This is a genomic window from Streptomyces sp. NPDC030143 (genome assembly GCF_055573695.1).
The window spans coordinates 53,201-75,099 of record NZ_JBVIAY010000020.1 but is presented as its reverse complement, the minus strand read 5'-3'; the positions used below and the strand labels follow the sequence as shown (position 1 = coordinate 75,099).

23 protein-coding genes and 2 pseudogenes are annotated in these 21,899 nt (G+C 72.1%); 12 read left to right on the top strand and 13 right to left on the bottom strand.

Going from position 1 to position 21,899, the window contains the following annotated elements; translation table 11 throughout:
* The first annotated feature begins 45 nt into the window (after positions 1–45).
* Positions 46–1,071 carry a DUF8017 domain-containing protein gene (locus tag ACZ4YY_RS28715; protein ID WP_468296466.1) on the top strand — a complete coding sequence of 342 codons (1,026 nt, stop codon included), beginning with the start codon at positions 46–48 and terminating at the stop codon, positions 1,069–1,071.
* Between the two features lie 48 nt (positions 1,072–1,119).
* Complete coding sequence (locus ACZ4YY_RS28710; protein ID WP_468296463.1) at positions 1,120–2,442, top strand: MFS transporter; 1,323 nt, start codon at positions 1,120–1,122, stop codon at positions 2,440–2,442.
* Between the two features lie 227 nt (positions 2,443–2,669).
* On the opposite strand, the gene ACZ4YY_RS28705 is transcribed toward ACZ4YY_RS28710, so the two are convergent.
* From ACZ4YY_RS28705 to ACZ4YY_RS28695, 3 genes are all read right to left on the bottom strand, one after another.
* Positions 2,670–3,461, bottom strand: a complete 792-nt coding sequence (locus ACZ4YY_RS28705) for a spermidine synthase (RefSeq protein ID WP_468296722.1) — start codon at positions 3,459–3,461, stop codon at positions 2,670–2,672.
* A 498-nt stretch (positions 3,462–3,959) separates the two neighbouring features.
* Positions 3,960–5,129, bottom strand: coding sequence for an elongation factor Tu (gene tuf, locus ACZ4YY_RS28700; protein ID WP_468296460.1), 1,170 nt, complete (start codon positions 5,127–5,129; stop codon positions 3,960–3,962).
* A 504-nt stretch (positions 5,130–5,633) separates the two neighbouring features.
* Positions 5,634–6,428, bottom strand: a complete 795-nt coding sequence (locus tag ACZ4YY_RS28695; RefSeq protein WP_468296457.1) for a DNA alkylation repair protein — start codon at positions 6,426–6,428, stop codon at positions 5,634–5,636.
* A gap of 49 nt (positions 6,429–6,477) precedes the next feature.
* Between ACZ4YY_RS28695 and ACZ4YY_RS28690 the strand changes: the two genes are divergently transcribed.
* Positions 6,478–7,272, top strand: a complete 795-nt coding sequence (locus ACZ4YY_RS28690; protein WP_468296454.1) for a TVP38/TMEM64 family protein — start codon at positions 6,478–6,480, stop codon at positions 7,270–7,272.
* A gap of 39 nt (positions 7,273–7,311) precedes the next feature.
* Here ACZ4YY_RS28690 and ACZ4YY_RS28685 read toward each other — a convergent pair whose 3' ends face one another.
* A complete protein-coding gene (locus ACZ4YY_RS28685; protein WP_468296451.1) occupies positions 7,312–8,481 on the bottom strand; it encodes a thiolase family protein in 1,170 nt (389 codons plus the stop codon).
* Between the two features lie 128 nt (positions 8,482–8,609).
* On the opposite strand from ACZ4YY_RS28685, the gene ACZ4YY_RS28680 reads away from it, so the two are divergent.
* Entirely contained in the window at positions 8,610–9,080 is a 471-nt protein-coding gene (locus ACZ4YY_RS28680) for a winged helix-turn-helix transcriptional regulator (protein WP_468296447.1), read from the top strand.
* A gap of 189 nt (positions 9,081–9,269) precedes the next feature.
* Here ACZ4YY_RS28680 and ACZ4YY_RS28675 read toward each other — a convergent pair whose 3' ends face one another.
* Both ACZ4YY_RS28675 and ACZ4YY_RS28670 read right to left on the bottom strand, forming a co-directional pair.
* The gene (locus ACZ4YY_RS28675) at positions 9,270–10,196 is read right to left on the bottom strand and encodes a DUF6807 domain-containing protein (RefSeq protein WP_468296444.1); all 927 of its coding nucleotides are present in this window, start codon (positions 10,194–10,196) and stop codon (positions 9,270–9,272) included.
* Positions 10,193–11,344, bottom strand: a complete 1,152-nt coding sequence (locus ACZ4YY_RS28670) for a Gfo/Idh/MocA family protein (protein WP_468296441.1) — start codon at positions 11,342–11,344, stop codon at positions 10,193–10,195. Before ACZ4YY_RS28670 ends, ACZ4YY_RS28675 begins: the two co-directional genes overlap by 4 nt.
* A gap of 341 nt (positions 11,345–11,685) precedes the next feature.
* Between ACZ4YY_RS28670 and ACZ4YY_RS28665 the strand changes: the two genes are divergently transcribed.
* Positions 11,686–12,561: an undecaprenyl-diphosphate phosphatase gene (locus ACZ4YY_RS28665; protein ID WP_468296438.1), complete on the top strand. Its 876-nt coding sequence runs from the start codon at positions 11,686–11,688 to the stop codon at positions 12,559–12,561.
* 125 nt (positions 12,562–12,686) lie between these two features.
* Here the strand turns inward: ACZ4YY_RS28665 and ACZ4YY_RS28660 are convergent, their stop codons facing one another.
* Both ACZ4YY_RS28660 and ACZ4YY_RS28655 read right to left on the bottom strand, forming a co-directional pair.
* Complete coding sequence (locus ACZ4YY_RS28660; protein ID WP_468296435.1) at positions 12,687–13,091, bottom strand: helix-turn-helix domain-containing protein; 405 nt, start codon at positions 13,089–13,091, stop codon at positions 12,687–12,689.
* A 31-nt stretch (positions 13,092–13,122) separates the two neighbouring features.
* Positions 13,123–13,971 carry an oxidoreductase gene (locus tag ACZ4YY_RS28655; protein ID WP_468296432.1) on the bottom strand — a complete coding sequence of 283 codons (849 nt, stop codon included), beginning with the start codon at positions 13,969–13,971 and terminating at the stop codon, positions 13,123–13,125.
* A gap of 67 nt (positions 13,972–14,038) precedes the next feature.
* On the opposite strand from ACZ4YY_RS28655, the gene ACZ4YY_RS28650 reads away from it, so the two are divergent.
* The 4 genes from ACZ4YY_RS28650 to ACZ4YY_RS28635 all read left to right on the top strand — a co-directional run bounded on the left by ACZ4YY_RS28650 (position 14,039) and on the right by ACZ4YY_RS28635 (position 16,266).
* Positions 14,039–14,704, top strand: coding sequence for a DNA-binding response regulator (locus tag ACZ4YY_RS28650; protein ID WP_468296720.1), 666 nt, complete (start codon positions 14,039–14,041; stop codon positions 14,702–14,704).
* Between the two features lie 186 nt (positions 14,705–14,890).
* Entirely contained in the window at positions 14,891–15,187 is a 297-nt protein-coding gene (locus ACZ4YY_RS28645) for a hypothetical protein (RefSeq protein ID WP_468296429.1), read from the top strand.
* On the top strand, positions 15,180–15,569 hold the full coding sequence (locus tag ACZ4YY_RS28640) for a DUF6221 family protein (RefSeq protein WP_468296426.1): 390 nt from the start codon (positions 15,180–15,182) through the stop codon (positions 15,567–15,569). The genes ACZ4YY_RS28645 and ACZ4YY_RS28640 overlap by 8 nt, the downstream gene beginning before the upstream one ends.
* A 424-nt stretch (positions 15,570–15,993) precedes the next feature.
* Complete coding sequence (locus ACZ4YY_RS28635) at positions 15,994–16,266, top strand: hypothetical protein (protein WP_468296423.1); 273 nt, start codon at positions 15,994–15,996, stop codon at positions 16,264–16,266.
* A gap of 297 nt (positions 16,267–16,563) precedes the next feature.
* Here ACZ4YY_RS28635 and ACZ4YY_RS28630 read toward each other — a convergent pair whose 3' ends face one another.
* Together ACZ4YY_RS28630 and ACZ4YY_RS28625 are read right to left on the bottom strand one after the other, a co-directional pair.
* Positions 16,564–16,905 (bottom strand): hypothetical protein, encoded by a 342-nt coding sequence (locus ACZ4YY_RS28630; RefSeq protein WP_468296420.1) that lies wholly within the window; start codon positions 16,903–16,905, stop codon positions 16,564–16,566.
* A gap of 224 nt (positions 16,906–17,129) precedes the next feature.
* The gene (locus ACZ4YY_RS28625; protein ID WP_468296417.1) at positions 17,130–17,255 is read right to left on the bottom strand and encodes a hypothetical protein; all 126 of its coding nucleotides are present in this window, start codon (positions 17,253–17,255) and stop codon (positions 17,130–17,132) included.
* 744 nt (positions 17,256–17,999) lie between these two features.
* On the opposite strand from ACZ4YY_RS28625, the pseudogene ACZ4YY_RS28620 reads away from it, so the two are divergent.
* Both ACZ4YY_RS28620 and ACZ4YY_RS28615 read left to right on the top strand, forming a co-directional pair.
* Positions 18,000–18,125 (top strand): annotated as a pseudogene (locus ACZ4YY_RS28620) (UDP pyrophosphate phosphatase); the annotation flags it as partial.
* A 183-nt stretch (positions 18,126–18,308) separates the two neighbouring features.
* Entirely contained in the window at positions 18,309–18,488 is a 180-nt protein-coding gene (locus ACZ4YY_RS28615; RefSeq protein ID WP_468296414.1) for a hypothetical protein, read from the top strand.
* A 26-nt stretch (positions 18,489–18,514) separates the two neighbouring features.
* Here the strand turns inward: ACZ4YY_RS28615 and ACZ4YY_RS28610 are convergent, their stop codons facing one another.
* The 3 genes from ACZ4YY_RS28610 to ACZ4YY_RS28600 all read right to left on the bottom strand — a co-directional run bounded on the left by ACZ4YY_RS28610 (position 18,515) and on the right by ACZ4YY_RS28600 (position 21,213).
* On the bottom strand, positions 18,515–19,276 hold the full coding sequence (locus tag ACZ4YY_RS28610) for an SDR family NAD(P)-dependent oxidoreductase (RefSeq protein WP_468296411.1): 762 nt from the start codon (positions 19,274–19,276) through the stop codon (positions 18,515–18,517).
* Between the two features lie 4 nt (positions 19,277–19,280).
* Positions 19,281–19,937, bottom strand: a complete 657-nt coding sequence (locus ACZ4YY_RS28605) for a DUF4291 domain-containing protein (RefSeq protein ID WP_468296408.1) — start codon at positions 19,935–19,937, stop codon at positions 19,281–19,283.
* A gap of 160 nt (positions 19,938–20,097) precedes the next feature.
* Positions 20,098–21,213, bottom strand: coding sequence for an AI-2E family transporter (locus ACZ4YY_RS28600; RefSeq protein WP_468296403.1), 1,116 nt, complete (start codon positions 21,211–21,213; stop codon positions 20,098–20,100).
* A gap of 135 nt (positions 21,214–21,348) precedes the next feature.
* On the opposite strand from ACZ4YY_RS28600, the pseudogene ACZ4YY_RS28595 reads away from it, so the two are divergent.
* A pseudogene (locus ACZ4YY_RS28595) lies at positions 21,349–21,821 on the top strand (nuclear transport factor 2 family protein).
* Positions 21,822–21,899: the final 78 nt, after the last annotated feature.

Genomic DNA, 21,899 nt, shown 5'->3' with positions numbered 1-21,899 from the left:
GGCGGTGACCGAAACGTGTCCCGGGCGGGACTAGGGTTTCTGGCCATGTGGCCAGGACAGCAGCCGCCCGGGGGAGAGCAGAACCCGCAGGCGCAGAACAATCCGTATCAGCAGCCGGGATACCAGCAGCCGAATCCCTATCAGCAACCCGGCTACCAGCAGCACAACCCCTACACCCAGCCCACGCAGTGGAACACCCCGGCGCCCGCGGGCGCTCCCCAGCCCGGCGGCTCCGGCGGCGGCGGGGGCAACCGGACGAAGGTGATCGCGATCGTCGCGGCGGCGGCCGTGGTCGTGGCCGCCGGTGTCACCGGGTTCCTGGTGCTGGGCGGTGACGACAAGGACCCGGTCGAGGTCGCCGGCAAGGGCAGCAAGAGCCCGACCGCATCCGCCGATCCGAGCGGCTCGGCCTCCTCGTCCTCCGGCACGGACGACAACCCGCGCGACAACGAGACCGAGAAGGCGACGGTCGCGGGCTGGAAGGTCGTCGTGAACCCGAAGTGGGGCATCGCCTTCGACGTGCCGGCGGACTGGGAGGTGCAGTCACCGGGACTCGCGCAGGGCTTCGAGTGGAAGGACAAGGAGCAGCCCGACGGCTACGACTCGATCATCATGTCGGGCACGGCCGAGTTCAAGTCCAAGTGGTGCACCACCGACGCCGACAAGGACGGCAAGTCCGACGACACCCCGCTGGCGATGGCCGGCACCAAGGGCGCCCAGGGCGCCAAGAACACCGACGAGATCGCCGTCAACACGCCGGCCTGGTGGGTGTTCGGCGGCTACACCGATCCGGACAAGAAGAGCATCACCTTCGACAAGAAGGCGACCGCCTTCACCACGACCTCCGGCATCAAGGGCAGCTATGCCTGGGCGCAGTCGACGAACACCCCCCAGAAGGGCAAGTGCGACAGCGACGGCAAGGCGATCACGTTCGGCTTCAAGAACTCCAAGGGCGACTTCGTGTCGTTCAACCTCTACGCCGCCAAGGGCGTGAAGGAGGAGCTGCCGAAGGCGACCATCATGCAGATCCTCGCCACCGTGCGGCTCCACGGGGAACCGACGCAGAACTGACCCGTAATCGGTTTGGCAGACCCTCCTCCGGGCGGGGATAGTCGGCCGGTGACCTCAGCCGCCGACTCCCCGCCCCGCCTGCGCAGACCCGCCTGGGCGGGCCGCAACTACAGTCTGCTGACCGCCGCCGCGTTCGTCACCGGCCTCGGCAGTCACGGGGCACTCATCGCCGCCGCGTTCGCCGTCCTCGAGACGGGGGGCGACGGTGGCGACGTCGGGCTGGTGGCCGCGGCCCGCACGCTGCCGCTGGTGTTGTTCCTGCTGATCGGCGGGGCGATCGCCGACCGGCTGCCCCGACACCGGGTGATGGTCGCGGCCAACGCCCTCAACTGCGTGTCGCAGGCCGCGTTCGCGGCGCTCGTCCTCGCGGGCGAGCCGCGGCTGTGGCAGATGATGCTGCTGACCGCGCTCGGCGGCACCGGCCAGGCGTTCTTCGGTCCCGCCGCCGAGGGCATGCTGCTGTCCTCGGTCCGGGGCGAACAGGCCGGCCGGGCGTTCGCGGTGTTCCGGATGGCGATGCAGGGGGCGGCCGTCGGCGGTGCGGCGCTCGGCGGTGCCATGGTGGCCGTGATCGGTCCGGGCTGGGTCCTCGCGGCGGACGCCGCCGCGTTCGCGCTCGCCGGGTCGCTGCGCTCCTTCCTCGACGTGAGCCACATCCCGGCGCGCGGCCGGGGCGGCGGCATGCTCGCCGACCTCCGGGAGGGCTGGCGGGAGTTCAGCGGCCGTCCGTGGCTGTGGGGCATCGTGCTGCAGTTCTCGGTCGCCAACGCGGTCGTCGGCGCCGCCGACGCGGTCTACGGCCCACTGGTCGCCCGGGAGCACCTCGGCGGGCCCGGGCCGTGGGGTCTCGCACTCGGCTTCTTCGGCGCGGGCACGGTGGCCGGCGCCCTCCTCATGACCCGCTGGAAACCGCGCCGACTGCTCCTCGCCGGCACCCTCTGCGTCTTCCCGCTGGCCCTGCCGTCCGCCGCGCTCGCCGTCCCGGTGCCCGTCGGCGTGCTGTGCGCGGTGATGTTCCTGACCGGCGTCACCCTGGAGGTCTTCGGCGTCTCCTGGATGACCGCCCTCCATCAGGAGATCCCCGAGGACAAGCTCTCCCGGGTCTCCGCCTACGACTGGTTCGGCTCGGTCGCCCTGGTGCCGTTGGCGACGGCCCTGGCGGGCCCGGCGGAGACCGCCTTCGGCCGCACGGCGTCCCTGTGGGGCTGCGCGAGCCTCGTCGTCCTGGTCACCGCCGCGGTCCTGTGCGTCCCGGACGTCAGAAACCTGACCCGCCGCACCAAACACGTCACCGGAGCGACCCCCACCGCGACCGGCCCCCTGGCGAGCACCGAGCCGGAGCCCGGCGAACACGCGGGACGGACGGACTGAGCGGGACGGTCCCGCCGCCGGGCGGTCGGTCGGCCTCGAGCGGCACCTTCGCGGACGCACGGGGAGGCACAAGCGGCGCGTGCACGGCGGACGGGCAGGCTCCGGCGGCACTTTCGCGGATGCACGGGCAGGCTCGGGCGGCGCGCTCACGGCCGGGTGGTCGGCCCGGTCCGTGTCGACCTCGCCTCGCCGGTCGGGCCGGCCCGTGCGCCCCGCCCCGCTTCGGCTCAGCCGATCCCGAACGCTCCCTCCGGCGGTTCCGGGCTCGGGACCGCCTCCTCGTCGCTCACCGGTCCCGCGTCACCGATGAAGTGCCGTAGGGCCGGGCCGTGTTCGACGCGGGCCGGGAACGCGTCGGAGGCGGTGCGGCGGGACAGGACGGTGAGGTCCAGCGGGTGGTGGGCGGCGGCGAGGACCGCGTTGCCGAAGCGGCGGCCGCGCAGCACCGCCGGTTCGGCGATCAGCAGGAGTTCCCCGAAGACCTCGGCGAGCGTGGCGAGTTGGGAACGCAGGAAGAGGAACGGCGCCGCGTCCGGAAGGTTCGCCAGGTAGACGCCGTCGGCACGCAGCACCCGGCACGCCTCGCGGGCGTAGGCGAGCGAGGTGACGTGCGCGGGCACGCGGGAGCCGCCGAAGACGTCGGCGACGATCACGTCGGCCGAGCCGGCGGGCGCCGCCTCCAGCCAGGCCCGGGCGTCGGCCGCGTGCAGCGTGACGTCTGCGCCCGCCGCCAGCGGCAGATGCTCGACGACCAGCCGCAGCAGCCCCCGGTCGGCCTCGACGACGTCCTGTCGGGAGCCCGGCCGGGTCGCGGCCACGTACCGGGGCAGGGTGAGCGCGCCGCCGCCGAGGTGCAGGACGTCCAGCGGGTGTCCCGGCTCGGCGACGACGTCGAGCACATGGCCGAGCCGCAGCGCGTACTCGAACTCCAGGTGCTCCGGCTCGTCGAGGTCGACGTAGGACTGCGGGGAGCCGTCGACCGTGAGCAGCCACGCGCGCTCCCGGTCGACGTCGGGCATCAGCTTGGCGGTGCCGTGGTCGACGGCGCGGGAGACGGGGATGGGCTCGTCGTTCACCCGTTCATTGTGCCCGGGGCCCGGCGCCCGCCCTCGGACACGCGACCGCGCGGCCGGCCACCCCGGCCCCGCGCCGGCACGGGACCCGCGGCCGGCCACCGTCACCGGCCCCCGCGCTCTCGGACGCCCGCCCGCGGACGGGCGAGAACCGCGCGGCCGGTGGCCCCGGCCCCACGCCCCCGCAGGCGCCCGGCCGCAGACGCGTCGGCGCGCGGAGCCATCAGACGCGGCGCGAACCGCGCGGACCGTCACAGCGGACGCGGCCCCGCGGGCGCGACAACCTCGGCCGACCACCACCGGCCCCCGCCCACGCCCAGGCAGGCACGGGAACCGCGGCCACCGCCACCGGCCCCGCGCCCGCAGACACCAGCCCGTCGGACACGGAAGAACCGCGCGGGCCGGTCATCCCGGCCCGCGGTCCCCCGCGCGCTCCGGCCGCCGTCAGTCGACGGCCGTCACCGTGCCCGCGCCCACGGTCCGCCCGCCCTCGCGGATGGCGAAACCGAGCCCGGGCTCGAGCGGCACGTCCCGGCCCAGCTCCACGGTCATCGCCACCGTGTCCCCGGGCCGCGCCACGCCGGCCTCGCCGAGGTCGATGTCACCGACCACGTCGGCCGTGCGGATGTAGAACTGCGGCCGGTATCCGGTCGCGACCGGCGTGGTGCGCCCGCCCTCGCGCCCGGACAGCACGTACACCCGTGCCGAGAACCGCCGCCGCGGCACCACGCTCCCCGGCGCGGCCACCACGTGCCCCCGCCGTACGGCGTCCCGCGGCACCCCGCGCAGCAGCAGCGCCACGTTGTCCCCGGCCTGCGCCTCCTCCATGGGCTTGCCGAAGGTCTCCAGGCCGGTCACCACGGTGTCCACGTCGGCGCCGAGCACCTCGACCCGGTCGCCGACGCGCACGGTGCCCCGCTCGACCGCCCCGGTGACCACGGTCCCCCGGCCGGTGATGGTGAGCACGTTCTCCACGGGCAGCAGGAACGGCGCGTCCAGGTAGCGCTCCGGCATCGGCACGTACGTGTCCACCGCGTCGAGCAGCGCGTCGATCGACGCCGTCCAGCGCGGGTCGCCCTCCAGCGCCTTCAGTCCGGAGACCCGGACGACGGGCGCGGCGTCGCCGCCGTAGCCGTGCGCGGTGAGCAGCTCGCGGACCTCCAGCTCGACGAGGTCGGTGAGCTCCTCGTCCCCCGCGTCGGCCTTGTTGAGGGCGACGACGACGTGGTCGACGCCCACCTGCCGGGCGAGCAGGACGTGTTCGGCGGTCTGCGGCATGATCCCGTCGAGTGCGGAGACGACGAGGATCGCCCCGTCGAGCTGCGCGGCGCCCGTGACCATGTTCTTGACGTAGTCGGCGTGGCCCGGCATGTCGACGTGCGCGTAGTGCCGGGTGTCGGTCTCGTACTCGACGTGCGCGATGTTGATGGTGATGCCGCGGGCCGCCTCCTCGGGGGCGCGGTCGATGCGGTCGAAGGGCACGAAGGTGCCGGCGCCGCGCTCGGCGAGGACCTTGGTGATGGCGGCGGTCAGGGTGGTCTTGCCGTGGTCGACGTGACCCATCGTGCCGATGTTCAGGTGCGGTTTGGTGCGCACGTAGGCGGTCTTGGGCATGGCGATACCTCGAAGCTCTCAGATGGTGCTGAGTGACGGCCCCGGCCGCGCGGAACGCGGACCGGGACGGGGACCCCGGGAACCTCGCCGACCCTCCCCATGCGGGGTCCGCCGGACGATCCGGAGAGGGTCAGCTTCGGGCGCCGTCGACAGCGGCCACGAGAACGGGAACGGCAGCCTTCGGGGCATCCGCGACCGCGGATGCTGCGAGGAGGAAGGCGTACCGGAACATGGGGATGATCCTGGCCGACCGTTCGGCCGGTGTCGAACGGTTTTCCCCGCGGACCTCGGGGCCGGGAGGTGGGGACATGGGCGAGGGGCACTGCCGTCGTGAGCGACATCACCCCGGCCGAGGGGTGGGAGCTGCCTGCCGGCCGGCATCCGCGCCCGGGTCGACGGACACGTCCTGCGGGACGCCCGGCCTCCCGGCGGTCCGCGTCGTCCGGGTGACCGGACGGGGCCGGGGCTGGGTGTCTTCGAGGCGCAGCGCGTCGTCCCCGAGCGCTACGTGCACCACGGCGCCCGCGGCACCCGCGCCCCCGACAGCCCTCTCGACCGCGGCGCGAGCCGGGCTCCCTTCTTGTTCGGAGCTCTCAGTGCCTCCCGCACCGTCAGCGGCGCGAACCGTCCCCGTTCACGGGCGAGGAAGGACAGGACGGCCTCGGGGTCGGTCTTGGCGTACTCGCGCAGGGCCCAGCCGATCGCCTTGCGGACGAAGAAGTCGGGGTGGCCCGACTGGAGCAGGCAGTAGGCGAAGAGACGGCCGGCGTCGGTGCGGTCCCTGTGGCGGAGCTGGTGGAGCAGGGCGGTGCGGGCGACCCACGGGTCGTCGTCGCCGATCCAGGCGTCCATCGTGGCCGTCAGGCGCGGGTCGGCCTCGACGAGGGCACCGACGACGTGCACGGCGAGCAGGTCGACGGTGTCCCACCAGGGGACCGTGGTGACGAGCCGGCGGGTCACCGGCAGGAAGGCGGACGTGCAGCGTCCGACGTGCCGGCGGAGGTAGTCGACGGCGAAGTAGTGGTACTCCCGGTGCGGCAGCGCCCAGCAGCGCAGGGCGATCGCCGTGCAGTCGGCCTCGGTGGGGCGGGGCATGCCCGTCAGGGCGGTCCGGGACAGCGCCCGGCGCTCGGGTGTGGGCAGTCCGAGGATGGGGGCCACGTCCTTCATGTACGCGCGCATGGCCGCCGCCCTGACCGGGTCGGCGGCGTCGGCGTACAGGGCGGTCAGCCGCTCCAGGACCGCGTCGGCGAGGTCGCTCGGCGGTACACCGACCGTTTCCGTTCCTGTGACGGTCATGAGACGAACCATACGGCGATCACACACCTCCGTCGGTTAGTGTCGCCGGATGCTCGATGCCACCACCCGCTCCGGGGGCACCGCCACGGCCTCTCCCCGGGCCGCGGCAACGGAGTTGGTCGTCCCCCTCCCCGTCCCCGCCGTCACGGCCACCGCACCCGTGCCCGCCGCTCTCGCCGCGCGCTGCACGAGAGTGCTGCTGTCCCCCTGGTCACGTCTCGCCCTGCTGGTCGTGCTGCTGACGGCGGCGGCCTCCTGTGTGCTGCTCTTCGAACCGCAGAAGCTGCTCGCGGACGGCTGGCCGCCCCAGCTGGGCGGCCCCTCGGCCGCGGCGGCGTTCGCGGTCGCGTACGGGCTGTGCACGGTGGCGTTCGTGCCGAGGCCGCTGCTGAACCTGGGCGCGGGCGCTTTGTTCGGCTCGCAGCTGGGCCTGGGCGCGGCGCTGGCGGGGACGGTGCTGGGGGCCGGGGCGGCCTTCGGGCTCGGCCGGATCCTGGGGCAGGACGCGCTGCGGCCGCTGCTGAAGGGCCGGCTGCTGAAGGCCGCGGACGGGCAGCTGAGCCGGCACGGACTGCGTTCGATGCTGGCGGTCCGGCTGTTCCCGGGGGTGCCGTTCTGGGCCGCGAACTACTGCGCCGCGGTCTCCCGCATGGGCTGGCTGCCGTTCCTGGTCGCGACCGCGCTCGGTTCGGTCCCGAACACGGCCGCGTACGTCGTCGCCGGGGCCAGCGCCTCGTCCCCTACCTCCCCGCTGTTCCTGGTCTCCATGGCGTTCATCGCCCTGCCGGCGCTGGGGGGCGCGGTGGTGGCCTGGCGCAAGCGCCACCATCTGCGCCGCCGGTGACGGGTCGGGCGGGGTGCCGGTGACGCCGCCTCCCGGGGTTCAGAGGCCTTCGAGGATCATCGCGTTCGCGAGCCCGCCCGCCTCGCACATCGTCTGCAGCGCGTAGCGGGCGCCCCGTTCGCGCATCGCGTGCACGAGGGTCGTCGTCAGCCGGGTCCCGCTCGCGCCGAGCGGGTGCCCGAGCGCGATCGCGCCGCCGTGCACGTTGACCCGGGCGAGGTCGGCGCCGGTCTCCTGCCGCCAGGCGAGCACCACACTGGAGAAGGCCTCGTTGACCTCGAACAGGTCGATGTCGTCGAGGCGCAGGTTCGCCCGGCGCAGCACCTTCTCGGTCGCCGGCACGACGCCGGTGAGCATCAGCAGCGGGTCGGAGCCGGTGACGGCGAAGCTGTGCAGCCGGGCGAGCGGGCGCAGCCCGAGCCGGGCGGCGGTCTCGCCCGAGGTGATCAGCACGGCGGAGGCGCCGTCGTTGACGGGGCTGGCGTTGCCGGCGGTGACGTTCCACTCGATCTGCGGGAAGCGCTCGGCGAAGCCGGGGTCGTGGTAGGCGGGCCGCAGGCCGGCGAGGACGTCGAGGGTGCTGTCGGGCCGTACGCACTCGTCGCGCGAGACACCCTCCAGGGGCGCGACCTCGGTGTCGAAGAGGCCCTTCTGCCAGGCGTCGGCGGCCTTGCGGTGCGAGGACAGCGCGAAGGAGTCCATCTGTTCGCGGGTGATCGACCACTTGGCGGCGATGAGTTCGGCGCTGATGCCCTGCGGGACGAGGCCCTCGGGGTAGCGCTCGGCGACACCGGGGCCGAAGGGGTCCTTGCCGGGCGGCACGTTCGACCACATCGGCACCCGACTCATCGACTCGACGCCGCAGGCGACGACGAGGTCGTAGGCGCCCGCGATGACGCCCTGGGCGGCGAAGTGCACGGCCTGCTGGGAGGAACCGCACTGCCGGTCCACCGTCGCCGCGGGGACCGACTCCGGGAAGCCCGCGGACAGGGCGGCGTAGCGGGTGGTGTTCATGGCCTGTTCGCCGACCTGGTCGACGGTGCCGCCGATGACGTCGTCGATCAGCGCGGGGTCGACGCCGGAGCGCTCGACGAGGGTGCGCAGGGTGTGGGCGAGGAGTTCGACGGGGTGGATGTGGGCGAGCGATCCGTTCGGCTTGCCCTTGCCGATGGGGGTGCGTACGGCTTCGACGATGACTGCGTCACGCATGGTGCGGGCCTCCTTGGCCGCCGGGCGGTGGCCGGTCCGCCCGACGCGGCGGCTACCGGTGAGTAGGAAATCCGTACTCACCATAACGCCGCCAGTTGGAAAATCAAACCCTCCCCTAGACTGACCGCATGGCCGCCTCCACCAAGAACCCGCGCCCGTGTTCCATCGCCGACGCCCTGGCGCTCGTCGGGGAGAAGTACTCCCTGCTCGTCCTGCGGGAGGTGTGCCTGGGCAACGGCCGCTTCGACCAGCTCGTGCGCAACATCGGTGCGCCGCGCGACATCCTGGCCACCCGGCTGCGCCGCCTCGTGGACGCGGGGATCCTGACCCGGCGCGCCTACAGCGAGCGCCCGCAGCGCTTCGAGTACCGGCCCACGCAGGCGGGGATCGAACTGGAGCCGGTCCTGATGACGCTCATGGCGTGGGGCGACCGCCATCTCCGCAAGGACGCCGACCGCCCCATGGTCATCGAGCACACCTGCGGCAACGAGATGATCCCGGTGGTCACCTGCGAGGCCTGCGGCGGCCCGATCCACCACGAGGACCTGACCGCCCACCCCCAGGCCCCGGGCTGGACCCTGTCGGGCCCGGCGGCCTGAGGGGTCCTTGCAAGCAGGGAGCCCGGCGGGCCGCCCGAGCCGGCCGGACTCCCCCGGGCCGTGTCCGGGCATTACGCCCTCCTCGAGAAGGCGCCGTCCGCGTCGAGGGGACGTGGCCGTGGCGGGAGCGTCCCGTGCCTCGTGCCCCTCCTGGCGCCCCGGCCAGGCCCTGCGAAGAAACGGTCCGGGTTACCAGGGGTGCTCGTGGAGGTACTTGGCGATCTCCTCCCGCTCCCAGGCTCCGTCCGCCACGACGACGCGGTAGCGGCGGGTGAGGGTGTCACCGGGGGCGAGTTCCAGTTCGTCGAAGAAGGCCCAGGAGGGCGCGACGCCGGCGAAGGGCTCGTTACGCACGAACCAGTGGGCGGGGTGGGCGCCCGCGGCGCCGGAGTGGTCGTTCTCGGGAGCGTGGGCGAAGACGACGGTGGCGTGACCGTCGGTGCCGTCGTGCTCGCCGGAGAGGGCCAGCCAGGGGCTCTGGGTGCCCATCAGCTCGGGACCTTCGCCCTCGGGGCCGATGACACGGCCGTCGCGGAAGGCGCGCGGACCGCGCCAGAACAGGCCCGTGTAGCCGGCCCGCTCGCGTCCGGCGGTGGTCGGGCTGCCGAACCGCAGCGGCTCGTCGCGGCGGTTGGTGATGGCGCTGCTCCAGGTCAGCGCCCAGGAGCCGAAGGCGCGGTCGACGTCGTGCACCTCGATCCGGCGCCGCTCCTCGGCCCACAGCTCGCCGCTGTGCGGATGCCAGGTCAGGCGCTCGGCGATGACGACCCGGTCGCCGTCGGCCGTGACCTCGTCGAAGGCGACGTGCGCCATCGAGCCGACGCGTTCGGGCAGCCGGAGATACCCCTCGCCGTGGACGTAACTGTTGCCGCCCCACAGGTTCGCGCCCGACAGGTGCGAGGCCGTGAGCGACAGGCCCTTGTGCCAGCGGTGGTCGTTGGGCCGGTAGTCGGTGACGACGTCGCCCGCGAGGGTGCGCATCGGGTGGATGTAGGGCCGCGGCGCCTCCCAGGCGGCCTCCGGCCGGTAGACGTACGCGAACAGTTCGACACCCGAGGCCGTGTCGGTCACGGTGACGCGGTCGCCGTGCGCGTGGACGAGTCGCAGGTCGGTCATGCCGACACCTCCTCGGTGACGGGGGCGGCCGGCGCCCAGCCGGGGGCGCCGCCGTGCAGGGCGGTGTAGTACGGGTCGCCGGGCCCGATCTCGCCCCGCCTCACCGTCGTGTCCGTGAAGGCCGCCTTGTACAGGGCGGTGATCAGCTCCAGGCTGGTGCGCCCGTCGGCGCCGCTGCTGCGCGGCCGCTCCCCCGCCCGCATGCTCGCCACGAGTTCGCGCAACTGCGCCAGGTGCGAGCTGGGCACGTCCGTGCCGAAGTCCTGCCAGGCGGCCGCCCGGTCGCCGGGGACGTCGGGGGCCGGGGTGATCCGCCAGTCGGCGTTCGAGTGGCCGTAGAGATGGGTGAGTTCGACGGTGGCGTGCTCGCAGTCGACGCGGATGCGGCTGACCTCGTCGGGGCTCAGGACGCTGTTGACGACCGTCGCCAGGGCGCCGCTGTCGAAGCTGACCAGGGCGGTGGAGACGTCCTCGGTCTCCACGTCGTGCACCAGCCGCCCCGCCATGGCGCGCACCTCGCTCCACGGGCCGAGAAGATCGAGGAGGAGGTCCATCTGGTGGATGCCGTGGCCCATGGCGGGCCCGCCACCCTCGGTCCGCCAGCGCCCGCGCCAGGGCACGGCGTAGTAGGCGGCGTCGCGGTACCAGGTGGTCTGGCAGTGCGCCACGAGCGGCCGGCCGAGGGACTGCTCGGCGAGCAGCCGCCGCACGTGCCGGGCCCCGGAGCCGAAGCGGTGCTGGAAGACGATCGAGGCGTAGGGTCCGGCTTCGGCGCCCTCCTCCGCCACCACGGCGTCGTAGTCGGCGAGCGTCGGCACGGGCGGCTTCTCGCACCACACCCAGGCGCCGGCCCGCAGCGCGGCCACGCTCTGATCGCGGTGCAGGGTCGGCGGGGTGCAGATGGTCACCAGGTCGGGGCGCTGCTCCGCGAGCATCCGGTCCAGGTCGGTGTAGGCGTGCGGAACGCCTCCCTCCGCGCAGAACGCCTCCACGGCCCCGGCATCGATGTCGACGGCCGCCACCACCTCGGTCTCGCCCTCGGCCGCGAGCTGGTGGAGGGCGGGCAGGTGGGAACCGCGGGCGATGGCGCCGGTGCCGACGACTGCGGCCCGCACTCGACGGCCGGCGAGCGGAGTGGACGGGGACATGGGCGTGATCAGCACTCCTCCGACGAACGACCGAACGGCCTGGAACCACCTGGCTGGAGCGCACCCACGTAGCAAGCGCTTTCCCACCGGCAGCAACGTATGCGCCGCTCCCATGTCCGGTCAACATGTCCGCACACCACATCCGCCCAGCTCGGCCGCCGCGCCCGCCCCGCCCGGGCCTCGCGCGCCCCTCCCCTCCGGACCCCGCCGCGAAACCCCTGTGGCGGGGTTGTCACCCGGGGGCGATACGCTGCCCCCTGCACACCCACGTGATCACCGCGCGCGCGGCGGCCCGCCGTGCCCGTCGCCCTTCCCGATCGGCACTTGGACTCCGTAACCTCATGTCTTGGTTTGAATCCCTCATCCTCGGACTCGTCCAGGGGCTGACCGAGTTCCTCCCCGTCTCCTCCAGCGCGCACCTGCGACTGACCGCGGCCTTCTCGGGCTGGGAGGATCCCGGCGCCGCCTTCACGGCGATCACCCAGATCGGCACGGAGACGGCCGTCCTGATCTACTTCCGCAAGGACATCGGGCGGATCCTGTCGGCCTGGTCCCGGTCGCTCTTCGACAAGACGATGCGCAAGGAGCACGACGCCCAGATGGGCTGGCTCGTGATCGTCGGCTCGATCCCGATCGGTGTGCTCGGCGTCACGCTCAAGGACCAGATCGAGGGGCCGTTCCGCGATCTGCGGCTGACCGCGACGATGCTCGTCGTCGTCGGCATCGTCATCGGCATCGCCGACCGGCTCGCCGCCCGCGACGAGAACGGCGGCAAGCACCGCGCTCCCAAGCAGCGCAAGACGCTGGACAACCTGGGCGTGAAGGACGGCCTGATCTTCGGCCTCTGCCAGGCCTGCGCGCTCATCCCCGGCGTCTCACGTTCGGGCGCCACCATCAGCGGCGGCCTGTTCATGGGCTACAAGCGCGAGGCGGCCGCCCGCTACTCGTTCCTCCTCGCCATCCCCGCCGTCCTCGCCTCCGGCGCCTTCGAGCTGAAGGACGCGATGGAGGGCGGCCATGTCAGCTGGGGGCCGACGGCGTTCGCGACGGTGATCGCGTTCGCGTCCGGGTACGCGGTCATCGCCTGGTTCATGAAGTTCATCAGCACCAAGTCGTTCATGCCGTTCGTCTACTACCGCGTGGTCCTCGGCATCGTGGTGATTGTGCTGGTCAGCCTGGGTTTTCTGAGTCCTCACGCGGCCGAATCGGCAGGCTGATCGGGCGGTTGGGCCGCGAGTTGCCGCTATCGGCATCTCTCGGAAACTCTCGATAGTTCCGGCTCGGTTTCCTTGATCGTCTCCCAGTCGTCTCCCACCCGGGGCAGCACGAAGGCCCCCGCGGTTCAGGTTCGCGGGGGCCTTTCGCGTGGAGCACATCCGAACCGGGCCAGTTCGGGGGTGGTCCAGCGGGACACCGGCGTGCCGGTCTCGGCAGGCAGTTGGCAGGCGAGGGCCTTGACCTGGGCGGCCTGCAGCGGGGTGAAGGAGGGCGGGCGTCCGGTGCGCTTGCGGTCGGCCAGGCCCGGCATGCCCAGCTCGGCGAAGCGGCTCCGCCAGGTGCGCACGGTGTCCACGTGCACGCCGACCCGCTCGGCGATCCGCGCGTTCGGCAGCCCGCGGGCCGCGTGGAGCACGATCTGCGCGCGCACTCGAAGCCGGTACTCGGTCTTGTGGCCCCAGGCTGCCTTCTTCAACCGGTGCCGCTCGGTGGCAGTCGGGGATATGGGGCGGGCGGCGGCAGACGGCATGGCAGGCAAGCTGACTTCCGGAGCCGACCAGTTAGCCTCGCAGGTCAGACAGGTCCTCGTCACTGAGACTGAGATCGTTCGCCGCGAGGTTCTCCTCGAGGTGTTCCAGAGAACCGGTACCCGGAATCGCCAGCACCGTCGGCGAGGTCGCCAGCAGCGAGGCGATCGAGACCTGCGCTGTGGTCGCGTCCAGACGTGCTGCGACCTTGCCGAGCCGTTCGGCGTCGAGTGGGCCGCTGCCGACTCCGCCACCGAGCGGGAAGTACGGCACGTACGCGATGCCCGCTTCCTCGCTTTCCGCCAGCAGCCCCATGTCACCGGTGTGCCGGTTCTGCACCGCCGCGACGGGCGCGATCGCCCGGGCCTCGGCGAGCTGGGCGGCGTCGACGTTACTGACACCCAGGTGTCCGATCAGCCCCTCCGCGCGGAGCTCGGCCAGGACCGCGAACCGTTCGGCGATTGACTCGTCACCCGGCCCGGTCATCCCGCCGACCCGCAGATAGACCAGGTCGAGCCGGTTGAGACCTAGACAGCGTAGATCCGCCTCGACTAGGCCGCGCAGCTGATCAGCCGTTGCCTGCCCGCTCGGCACACCGTTCGGTCCGGGCAATGGCCCAACCTTCGTCGCGATCACCAGGTCGTCACGGTAGGGGGTCAATGCCGTACGGATCAACTCGTTGGCCCACACCGCGTCCCTGCCGTAGAAGCCGGCCGTGTCGATGTGGTTCACGCCCAGCTCCACGGCCCGGCGGAGCACCGCGATGCCCGTCTCGGGATCTCGCGCCGGACCGGCGAAGGTGCCCATCGCCAGGCGCATCGCGCCGAAGCCGAGCCGGTTGATCGTCAGCTCTCCGCCGAGGGAGAAAGTCTTGATCGTCATGTCGCTCATGGTGTCCGACGGCACGACGCCCAGCGAGCTCGTGGCAGCTTGCTGCCAGACTGGCGGGATGCGGAACGAAGAGGTGTTTTCAGTGCGAGGAGACGCAGAGTTGATCGCGCGCGCAGGTCATCTCTTCGAGTCCGCGCAGACCGAGTTCCTGTGCGCCGCCCGGGATCTCAAGACCTGGTCGCAACCGGGGGCCAGGGCCGCGGTCCGGAATCGGATGCGCGCGGCGGATCCCGCTGACTTCACCCCTCGGAAGCTGCTCAGCCCGGTGGCACTCGCCGACGAGGAGGCCCGCGCGCACCTGCGACTGGTGCGGAGTAAGGGCGCTCTCGTTCGGATTAGCCGTTCGCCGCTGCAGCACGAGACGATCCTCATCGACCGGCGGGTGATGATCCTTGCCGGCCAGGAGACCCCCACCGGCCGCGAGTACATCGTGACGACGTCACAGATCCTGGTCGACGGCGTTCACTCGCTGTTCCGGGCGATCTGGGACGCCGCCGTCGATCTCGAAACCTATCTGCGCAGTGACGTCCCGCACCTCGATGCCGACGGCGGCATGATTCTCAAAGCCCTCGCTTCGGGCCTCACCGACGAGTCGGCGGCCAAACGACTCGGCGTCTCACTGCGCACGTACCGGCGGCGTGTAGCCGAGCTGATGGCCCAACTCGAGGCCGACTCCCGCTTCCAGGCCGGGCTGCGTGCAGGCGAGCTGGGGCTACCCCGCTAAAACCACAGTGATCGCGACCCTTTAGCGGTCTGCCCTCCTGAGCACCCCGGACCACATAACCAACCGTCACGTCAACCCCCGAAGAACTTCCAGCGGCGACCACTTAGTAGCGCGGTGCCACTTCCAGCACTGTAGGGGACCCCCCTACACTTTGGCCAGTGGCCCGCCCGAGAGAAGGGGCTGGGTGTGACCGAGGAGGCGCAACGGGTGTTCGATGCCATCGACGCTCTCAAGGGGATCGCCGACCCGACCGAGAGAGCGCGCGCCCTGGGCGAGGTGCTGAAAGCCCTGCCGGGCCGGAACAAGGAGCTGAAGGAGGCGCGTCAGGAGGCGGTGAAGGAGCTGCTCGCGCGGCCGGGGGCCTCGCTGCGCACGGTGGGGGCTGAGTTGGACATCAGTTTCAGCACGGTGCAGGACATCGTGAAGGGCTACTCGGGCTCGGGGAAGAACCGGCCGAAGCAGGCGGAGGCGTCGGATGGATGATCTGGTGCGGTGGCTCGGTGAGCAGCTCGATGCTGACGAGGAGACGGCGCGAAGGGCGACTGTTCGGCAGGCTGGCGGCGGGGCGTGGGCTTACGACGGGTCCGACGTGCAGGCTGAGAGTGGCCTCGGCGTGGCGCGGCGAGTCGTGCCTGTGCACGGCGAGCACATCGCGGCGTGGGATCCGGCGCGGGTGCTGCGCGAGGTCGACGCCAAGCGGCGGGTACTCAGGATGGCGGAGCAGTCCATGCAGCAGGCCAATTCGCCGGACTACTTGGTCAACGGCCCAGCAAGGATGACCCTCGCCGCCCTCAAACCCGTTCTCCTGCACCTTGCCGCCATCTACGCGGATCGGCCCGGTTATCGCGAGAAGTGGCGGATGTAGCTGCCCGCTCCGAGTCCCCGTCTCACGTCGAGGCGGGGGCTTCGTCACGCCCGCACGTAAGATCCCGGCACGTGGCACACACCTTCGAGGAACTCGTGGAGAAACAACGCGCCGCCGACCTGGCGCACGCCCGTCCAGGCCCTACGCGACCGCGGCGACCGGGCCGCCTTCGACACTGCATGGCAGACGTGGCGCGACCTCGCCCAAGACGTGCAGGCCTCGGTCACCGAGCACGCGAAAGAGCAGGGCGCGATGCGGGCCAGCGTGGAGCTCGCGGTGAAGAAGGTGGTGCGGCACCACGTGGAGGCGGCTGGCGGGTAGCAGCACCGCGCCGAGCAGCTCCACATGTGGTGCAAAAGTGATGAATGGGACGCTGGCGAGTGAGGAACACGGCAAAAGACCCCTCACTCGAACGGAGCACACCGTGATCATCAAGAGAATGCACGACATGGGCATCCGCAGCGAACACGCCTACCTGGCAGCCATGGCCTCCATCGGCCTCTCCATCGCCACCTGGGTCACCAGCCTCAACGCCGAACCCGGCGCCGGCGTCGCCCGCGCCGACCGGTGGGGCATCTTCGTCGGCGAATGGGCACCCACCTTCTTCGGCCTCGGCGTCGCCCTCTCCCACTACGAGCAGCAGGACGGCACCCTCACCGCCACCGTCTACGAGCTGCGGGAACAGAAGGCCGGCTGAGCCGCGACAACCGCGTCCGCCTCTGGAACATGGGGCGGGCGTCTCGCGCCAGACGGACGATGCCGGCGTGCGCCCCGCGCCGCTCGCCCGCAGCCTGGTGCCATGGCCTGCGCCGGGTGCTGGTGGGGGTCAATGGTGCGTGCCCGTGCGATCGCCCCGCCCGGGGGTGGTGAGCGGGGCGATCGGAGTTTGGCGATCGTGCCGTGGTGGGCCAGGCATTGCCTCTGGGCACCCGTGAGCGCGTCAGCGTCTCCCCACCGGACACGGCTCATGGTGGCATGGCCGTCAAAAGCCGGGCTACTTCCCGACGTTGATCTTGTCGTTGTCGAGGAGCGCGGTGTGCGTCGCCGCAGTGATCACCAGGAGGATAAGCAGCAGGCCGGCGACCGGGTTCGCGTCGTCGCCCTTCGGGTCGAGGGCGACGGAAAGGACCAGGACGGCGACGTCGGCGGCGACGTAGGCGGCCGCGAGCCACGGCTTGATGACGCCCTTGACAGCGGCGACGACGAAGGGGACAGCGGCGGCGAAGCCGATCGTGACGAGCGGGACGAGCGTCCAGATCACCTTCGCGATCGTCGTGTTGAACATGCGGGGGCGAGCGGGGGCGAGCGGCTGGTTGAAGTAGGGGTTCGTGGCCATGTGTGGCTCCTCCGTGGCTGGTGGCGTCTGGGCAGTGTGCTGTGGTGGAGGGGGTGGCGTGGGGTTTTCGGCTGGATTGACGCCTACGGGTGATCAGTTGGCGGGTTTCCCACTTCGGGCACCGCAACGCCCCAGCCGGTCCGGGCTGGTCGAGTGGTGTGACGGAGGGCCAGAGGCGTGGACGCACTGAGCCAAGGGGCGCCCACCCCGGACAGGAAGGCTTGTCATACCTCGGGAATCGACCAGACGCCGGGCGGCTCCCGCAGCTCCAGGAACTCGACGGGCACACCTGTCTGCTCGGCAACGATGGGCAAGAACTCCTCCGTGATGTTGAACTCCTTGAGGATCACGGCGCTTGTCCGTGTGTCAACGACGTGACTGAGCTGGGCCGACGGCGCCAACCACAATTCCGTGGCTGCGCAGTTGGTAGCCGAACTGCTCACCGAGCGCTGTGGCCTTGGCGAGGCAGGCTTGCTGGAAGTCAGAGCTCGGAGAGTCCGTTCTCTCGTGGAACTCTGCTCGCACCCATCCTTTTGCTTCCTCGTCGAGACCAGTGGCCTCGGGCGCGATGTATCTGGCCGCTATCGAGTCCTGCGCGAACGCTTCGAGGAGCGCGGCGCGGGCCTCCTAGGGGCCTGAAAGCTCGACGGTGAAGGTGCCTTTGACTGTCATGTATGCAGAGTAAGTCGCGGTACTGACACCGTTCCCCGGGCTCGATCACGCGGCCACGACACCGCCTTCCGTCCAGATCGCACCGCACCCCGTGCAGTGCGCGACCGGCGTCCGGCCCTCACCGCCGTGCACGTCGATGGCCCCGCCGCAGTCGTGCGGCTGCTCCAGCGTCCGCTTCTGCGCAGCGATGTCCAGGGCACGCTCGACCCGGTCGGCGGCGCCGGACGCGACAATGCCGATGCGTTTCTCCTCAGCGCCGGTGATGCGGCGGCACGGTCCGGCCGCGCGCTCGACCCGGGCCAGCAGCCACAGCGCGGCGTGCGGTGCGGTGCGCCCCCGGTGTACCGCCAGCGCCGCGGGTCCCTTTGGTCGGCGAGCGCCAGCTCGACCTTGCGCTGTCGGTCAGCGGCGGCGATGCGGGCCTGAAGTTCATCAGCACCAAGTCGTTCATGCCGTTCGTCTACTACCGCGTGGTCCTCGGCATCGTGCTCATCGCCCTCGTCGCCCTGGGCGTCCTCAGCCCGCACGCGGCCGAGTCGGCCGGCTGATCCCACGGGTGCGGGCGGAGGGGCGGGCACCGGGTGCCCGCCCCTCCGTCCGTTCCGCCGGCTTCCCGGCCCGGCGCCCGAATCGGGCGCGGTCACGGCCGGCCGCCGGCCGTGACCAAGCCCATACGGGACGCGTAGCCGTGCGGTAGCGCAGCGTCAGTCCTTGCGCCTAGGCTGGTCGCCATGTCCCCCAGTTCTGTGACCCCTGGTTCCGTGCGGTCTGCTGCCGAGGTGAACGAGCAGATCCGGGCGCTGTGGCTGCGCGCGGGCGGGTCGCTCACGGCGCAGGAGCGGGCGGAGTACGAGCTGCTGGTGGTGGAGTGGGCCGCGGCGATCCGCGCCGACGTGGTCGAGGCGGCCTGAGAGGCCGCTGCCGGGCGTCCCGCCCCTCACCGGCCCCCGGCCACCCGCAGCACGGCCCCCGTCGTGTACGACGCCTCCGGCGACATCAGCCAGGCCACGGCCGCCGCGATCTCCTCGGCCCGGCCGGGCCTGCGCAGCGGGATCGACGCGGCGGCCCGGTGCGCCCGGTCCGGATCGCCCATCGCCGCGTGCATGTCCGTGTCGACCATCCCCGGCGCGACCGCGTTGACGCGGATGCCGTCGGGGCCGAGTTCCTTGGACAGACCGACGGTGAGGGCGTCGATGGCCGCCTTGGTCGCCGCGTAGTGGACGTAGTCGCCGGGACCGCCGAGCGTCGCGGCCGCCGACGACACGTTGACGATCACCCCGGCACCCCGCGGTGTCATCACCCGCGCCGCCCTCCGGGCGCACAGCAGCACGCCCAGCAGGTTGACCTCCACCACCCGGCGCAGGTCGGCGGTGTCGCTGTCGGCGAGCCGTCCCAGCGGCCCGGTGACCCCCGCGTTGTTCACCAGCCCCGTCACCGGCCCGAGCCGCTCCTCCGCCACGGTGAACAGCCGTTCCACGTGCGCCTCGACGGCCGTGTCCCCCCGCACCGCGACCGCCCGGCCCCCGGCCCCACGCACCGCGTCGGCCACCGCCTCGGCGGCCTCGCCGTCCCGCGCGTATCCCACCACCAGGTCGTGCCCGTCACGCGCGAGCCGGCGGCAGACGGCGGCACCGATCCCCCGGCTGCCGCCGGTGACGACGGTGACGGGACGCGCCCCGACCGTCCCGTGACCGGACACGCGATCAACTCCCGGCCGTGGTCGTGGGGTTCGCAGACGGTTCCCGCCGCAGGTGGGCCAGCGCCTCGTCGTCGACGGGGTACGGCCGCTCCGGCGGCAACAGCGTCCGCGCGACGTCGAGTTCGCCCGCGCGTACGTGGACGTGGATCTCCCGGGCCAGGGGCGTGACGTCCTCGATGCCGACGATCCACTCGTCGGCGTAACGGGCCGTCGCCTCGCCCGCGAGGCCGACCTGGAGGGAGCGGTGGGGCAGCGGGGCGAAATGGAGGTCGCGTTCCGGGTCCCACTGGACGCGGGCCGGGGAGGCTCTCAACCGCCGCTTCCACGCGGCCTGGTCGCCGTGGAGCTGCGGCACGTGGTGCGAGAGGCAGGCGTGGCGCAAGGCCCACTCGAAGCCGTCACGGGTGATCTCGACGGCGAGGACAGTCTCCTGGTTCTCCTTGGTGGCCCAGCCGCAGCGGTACATCATCCACAGGAAGGACGGCTTGATCCAGGTCATCCGCTCACGGCTCCAGGCCGGCGGGAACCGGCCGTCGCGGGCCGCCGCCTCGCCGATCTCGGGGCGGTACGCCTGGTAGACGGTGATCGTGTTCTCGGTGTGCAGGGCGCGCACGCGGAACCTCGGTTCCTGATCCGCGCCCTGCTCGTGCTGCTCGTTCACGGGCTCAGCCTCGCCGTCCGCCACCCGGCACGGCCACCGAATATCCGCGGGCGGTACGCCGGGCCCGGCGTGCGCAGCGGGTCGCAGGGCGGCGACGGCTGTTCCGGCGTGCCGGTGAGCGTGCCGGACCCCGCGTCCGCGCCGTGGTGCTGACGAGGCCTCAGGACGTCACGGGCGCGCCGGCCGGCACCTCGTCGGGTGCCGGCTCGTGCGGCGGGTCGACGAGCTGGTCGCGGACGTAGTTCCACACGACCGCGAGCAGCGCGGCGATCGGGACGGCGAGCAGGCTGCCGACGATGCCGGCCAGGCTGCCGCCCAGCGTCACCGCGAGCAGGACCACCGCCGCGTGCAGGCCGAGCCCCCGGCTCTGGATCATGGGCTGGAACACGTTGCCCTCCAGCTGCTGCACCACCACGATGATCGCCAGCACGATCAGCGCGTCCCCGAACCCGTTCGACACCAGCGCGATGAGCACCGCGACGAATCCGGCGAACAGGGCGCCCACGATCGGCACGAACGCGGAGACGAACGTCAGCACCGCCAGCGGAAGCACCAGGGGCACGTCCAGGATCCACAGACCGAGCCCGATGAAGACGGCGTCGAGCAGACCGACGAGTGCCTGGGAGCGCACGAACGAGCCCAGGGTGTTCCAGCCGCGCAGGGCCACGGTGGGGACGTCGTGGGCGAGCCGGCCGGGCAGCTGGCGGGTGAGCCAGGGCAGGAACCGCGGGCCGTCCTTGAGGAAGAAGAACATCAGGAAGAGCGCGAGGACGGCGGTGACCACGCCGTTGACCACGGTGCTCACACCGGTGGCGACCGTGCTGACCAGGCTGCCCATACTGCTCTGGACGCGGGCGATCGCGGTGTCGGTGGCACCGGTGATCTGGTCGTCGCCGATGTTCAGCGGCGGCCCCGCGGCCCACTCCCGCAGTCGCTGGATGCCCTCGACCACACCGTCGGTCAGCTCGCCGGACTGGGAGGCGACCGGCACCGCGATCAGCGCCACGATGCCCGCGGCGACCGACAGGAACAGCACGGTCACGCACGACGCGGCGAGGGCGGGCGGCCACCCGTGCCGGCGCAGGAAACGCGCCAGCGGCCAGGTCAACGTCGTGAGGAACAGGGCGAGTACGAGCGGCCAGACCACCGACCACATCCGGCCCAGGAGCCACAGGGTCACCGAGAGCATCACGAGTATCAGCAGCAACTCGGCGGAAAGGCGCGCCGATGTGCGGAGCGCGGCGCGGGTTCTCGTGGAACTCATCGTGGCAGACATGGAGGTCACCCTATTCACCCGCCGGTCACAGGGTGCGACCGGTACGGGCCCGGCGGCCGCCCGGCCCCGGGGAGCCGCCCGCCCGCCCCTCGCACGCCTCTTGGCTCCGCACCCCGCATGCCCAACACTCGGGCCATGACGCAGCGTGCGAGCTCGCCGCCGTGATGGACCGGCTGGCCGTCGACGAACTGATCACCGACTACGCGGTGGCGGTCGACGACGGGGACTGGACGGCGTACCGGAAGTTGTTCACACCGGACGGGCGGGCGGACTACCGCTCGGCCGGCGGTATCGAGGGGGAGGCGGGGAAGGTCGCCGCGTGGCTCGCGGAGAGCCTGCGCGTGTTCGAGATGCGGCAGCACCTCATCGTCAACCGCCGGCTGTCGTTCGAGGTCCTGGAGCGGGACACCGGTGACACCGCCCGCGTGCGGGCCGACTACGTCAACCCGATGCGGCTGGCCGACGGGGGCTCCACCGGCGCGCCGGACTTCGTCTGCGGTGGCCGGTACTCCTTCGCCCTGCTGCGCACACCCGACGGCTGGCGGGTGCGCGAGGTGGTGGTGGAGGAGAAGTGGCGCCGCCCCGCCCGGCGGGCCGCGGCCGGCTGACCGGAAAGCGACCGGCGGGTACAGGCCATCTGGTCGGAGATCGTCCGCCGCGCGCACACTGGAGCCATCAGCGGGTAG

Excerpts from the sequence above, each read along its gene's own strand:
- ACZ4YY_RS28715 (WP_468296466.1), top strand. The coding sequence starts at position 46 with ATGTGGCCAGGACAGCAGCCGCCCGGGGGAGAGCAGAACCCGCAGGCG.
- ACZ4YY_RS28705 (WP_468296722.1), bottom strand. The coding sequence starts at position 3,461 with ATGCCCGACGTCGACCGGGAGCGCGCGTGGCTGCTCACGGTCGACGGC.
- tuf (WP_468296460.1), bottom strand. The coding sequence starts at position 5,129 with ATGCCCAAGACCGCCTACGTGCGCACCAAACCGCACCTGAACATCGGC.
- ACZ4YY_RS28695 (WP_468296457.1), bottom strand. The coding sequence starts at position 6,428 with ATGACCGTCACAGGAACGGAAACGGTCGGTGTACCGCCGAGCGACCTC.
- ACZ4YY_RS28690 (WP_468296454.1), top strand. The coding sequence starts at position 6,478 with ATGCTCGATGCCACCACCCGCTCCGGGGGCACCGCCACGGCCTCTCCC.
- ACZ4YY_RS28685 (WP_468296451.1), bottom strand. The coding sequence starts at position 8,481 with ATGCGTGACGCAGTCATCGTCGAAGCCGTACGCACCCCCATCGGCAAG.
- ACZ4YY_RS28680 (WP_468296447.1), top strand. The coding sequence starts at position 8,610 with ATGGCCGCCTCCACCAAGAACCCGCGCCCGTGTTCCATCGCCGACGCC.
- ACZ4YY_RS28675 (WP_468296444.1), bottom strand. The coding sequence starts at position 10,196 with ATGACCGACCTGCGACTCGTCCACGCGCACGGCGACCGCGTCACCGTG.
- ACZ4YY_RS28670 (WP_468296441.1), bottom strand. The coding sequence starts at position 11,344 with ATGTCCCCGTCCACTCCGCTCGCCGGCCGTCGAGTGCGGGCCGCAGTC.
- ACZ4YY_RS28665 (WP_468296438.1), top strand. The coding sequence starts at position 11,686 with ATGTCTTGGTTTGAATCCCTCATCCTCGGACTCGTCCAGGGGCTGACC.
- ACZ4YY_RS28660 (WP_468296435.1), bottom strand. The coding sequence starts at position 13,091 with ATGCCGTCTGCCGCCGCCCGCCCCATATCCCCGACTGCCACCGAGCGG.
- ACZ4YY_RS28655 (WP_468296432.1), bottom strand. The coding sequence starts at position 13,971 with ATGACGATCAAGACTTTCTCCCTCGGCGGAGAGCTGACGATCAACCGG.
- ACZ4YY_RS28650 (WP_468296720.1), top strand. The coding sequence starts at position 14,039 with ATGCGGAACGAAGAGGTGTTTTCAGTGCGAGGAGACGCAGAGTTGATC.
- ACZ4YY_RS28640 (WP_468296426.1), top strand. The coding sequence starts at position 15,180 with ATGGATGATCTGGTGCGGTGGCTCGGTGAGCAGCTCGATGCTGACGAG.
- ACZ4YY_RS28630 (WP_468296420.1), bottom strand. The coding sequence starts at position 16,905 with ATGGCCACGAACCCCTACTTCAACCAGCCGCTCGCCCCCGCTCGCCCC.
- ACZ4YY_RS28615 (WP_468296414.1), top strand. The coding sequence starts at position 18,309 with ATGTCCCCCAGTTCTGTGACCCCTGGTTCCGTGCGGTCTGCTGCCGAG.
- ACZ4YY_RS28600 (WP_468296403.1), bottom strand. The coding sequence starts at position 21,213 with ATGTCTGCCACGATGAGTTCCACGAGAACCCGCGCCGCGCTCCGCACA.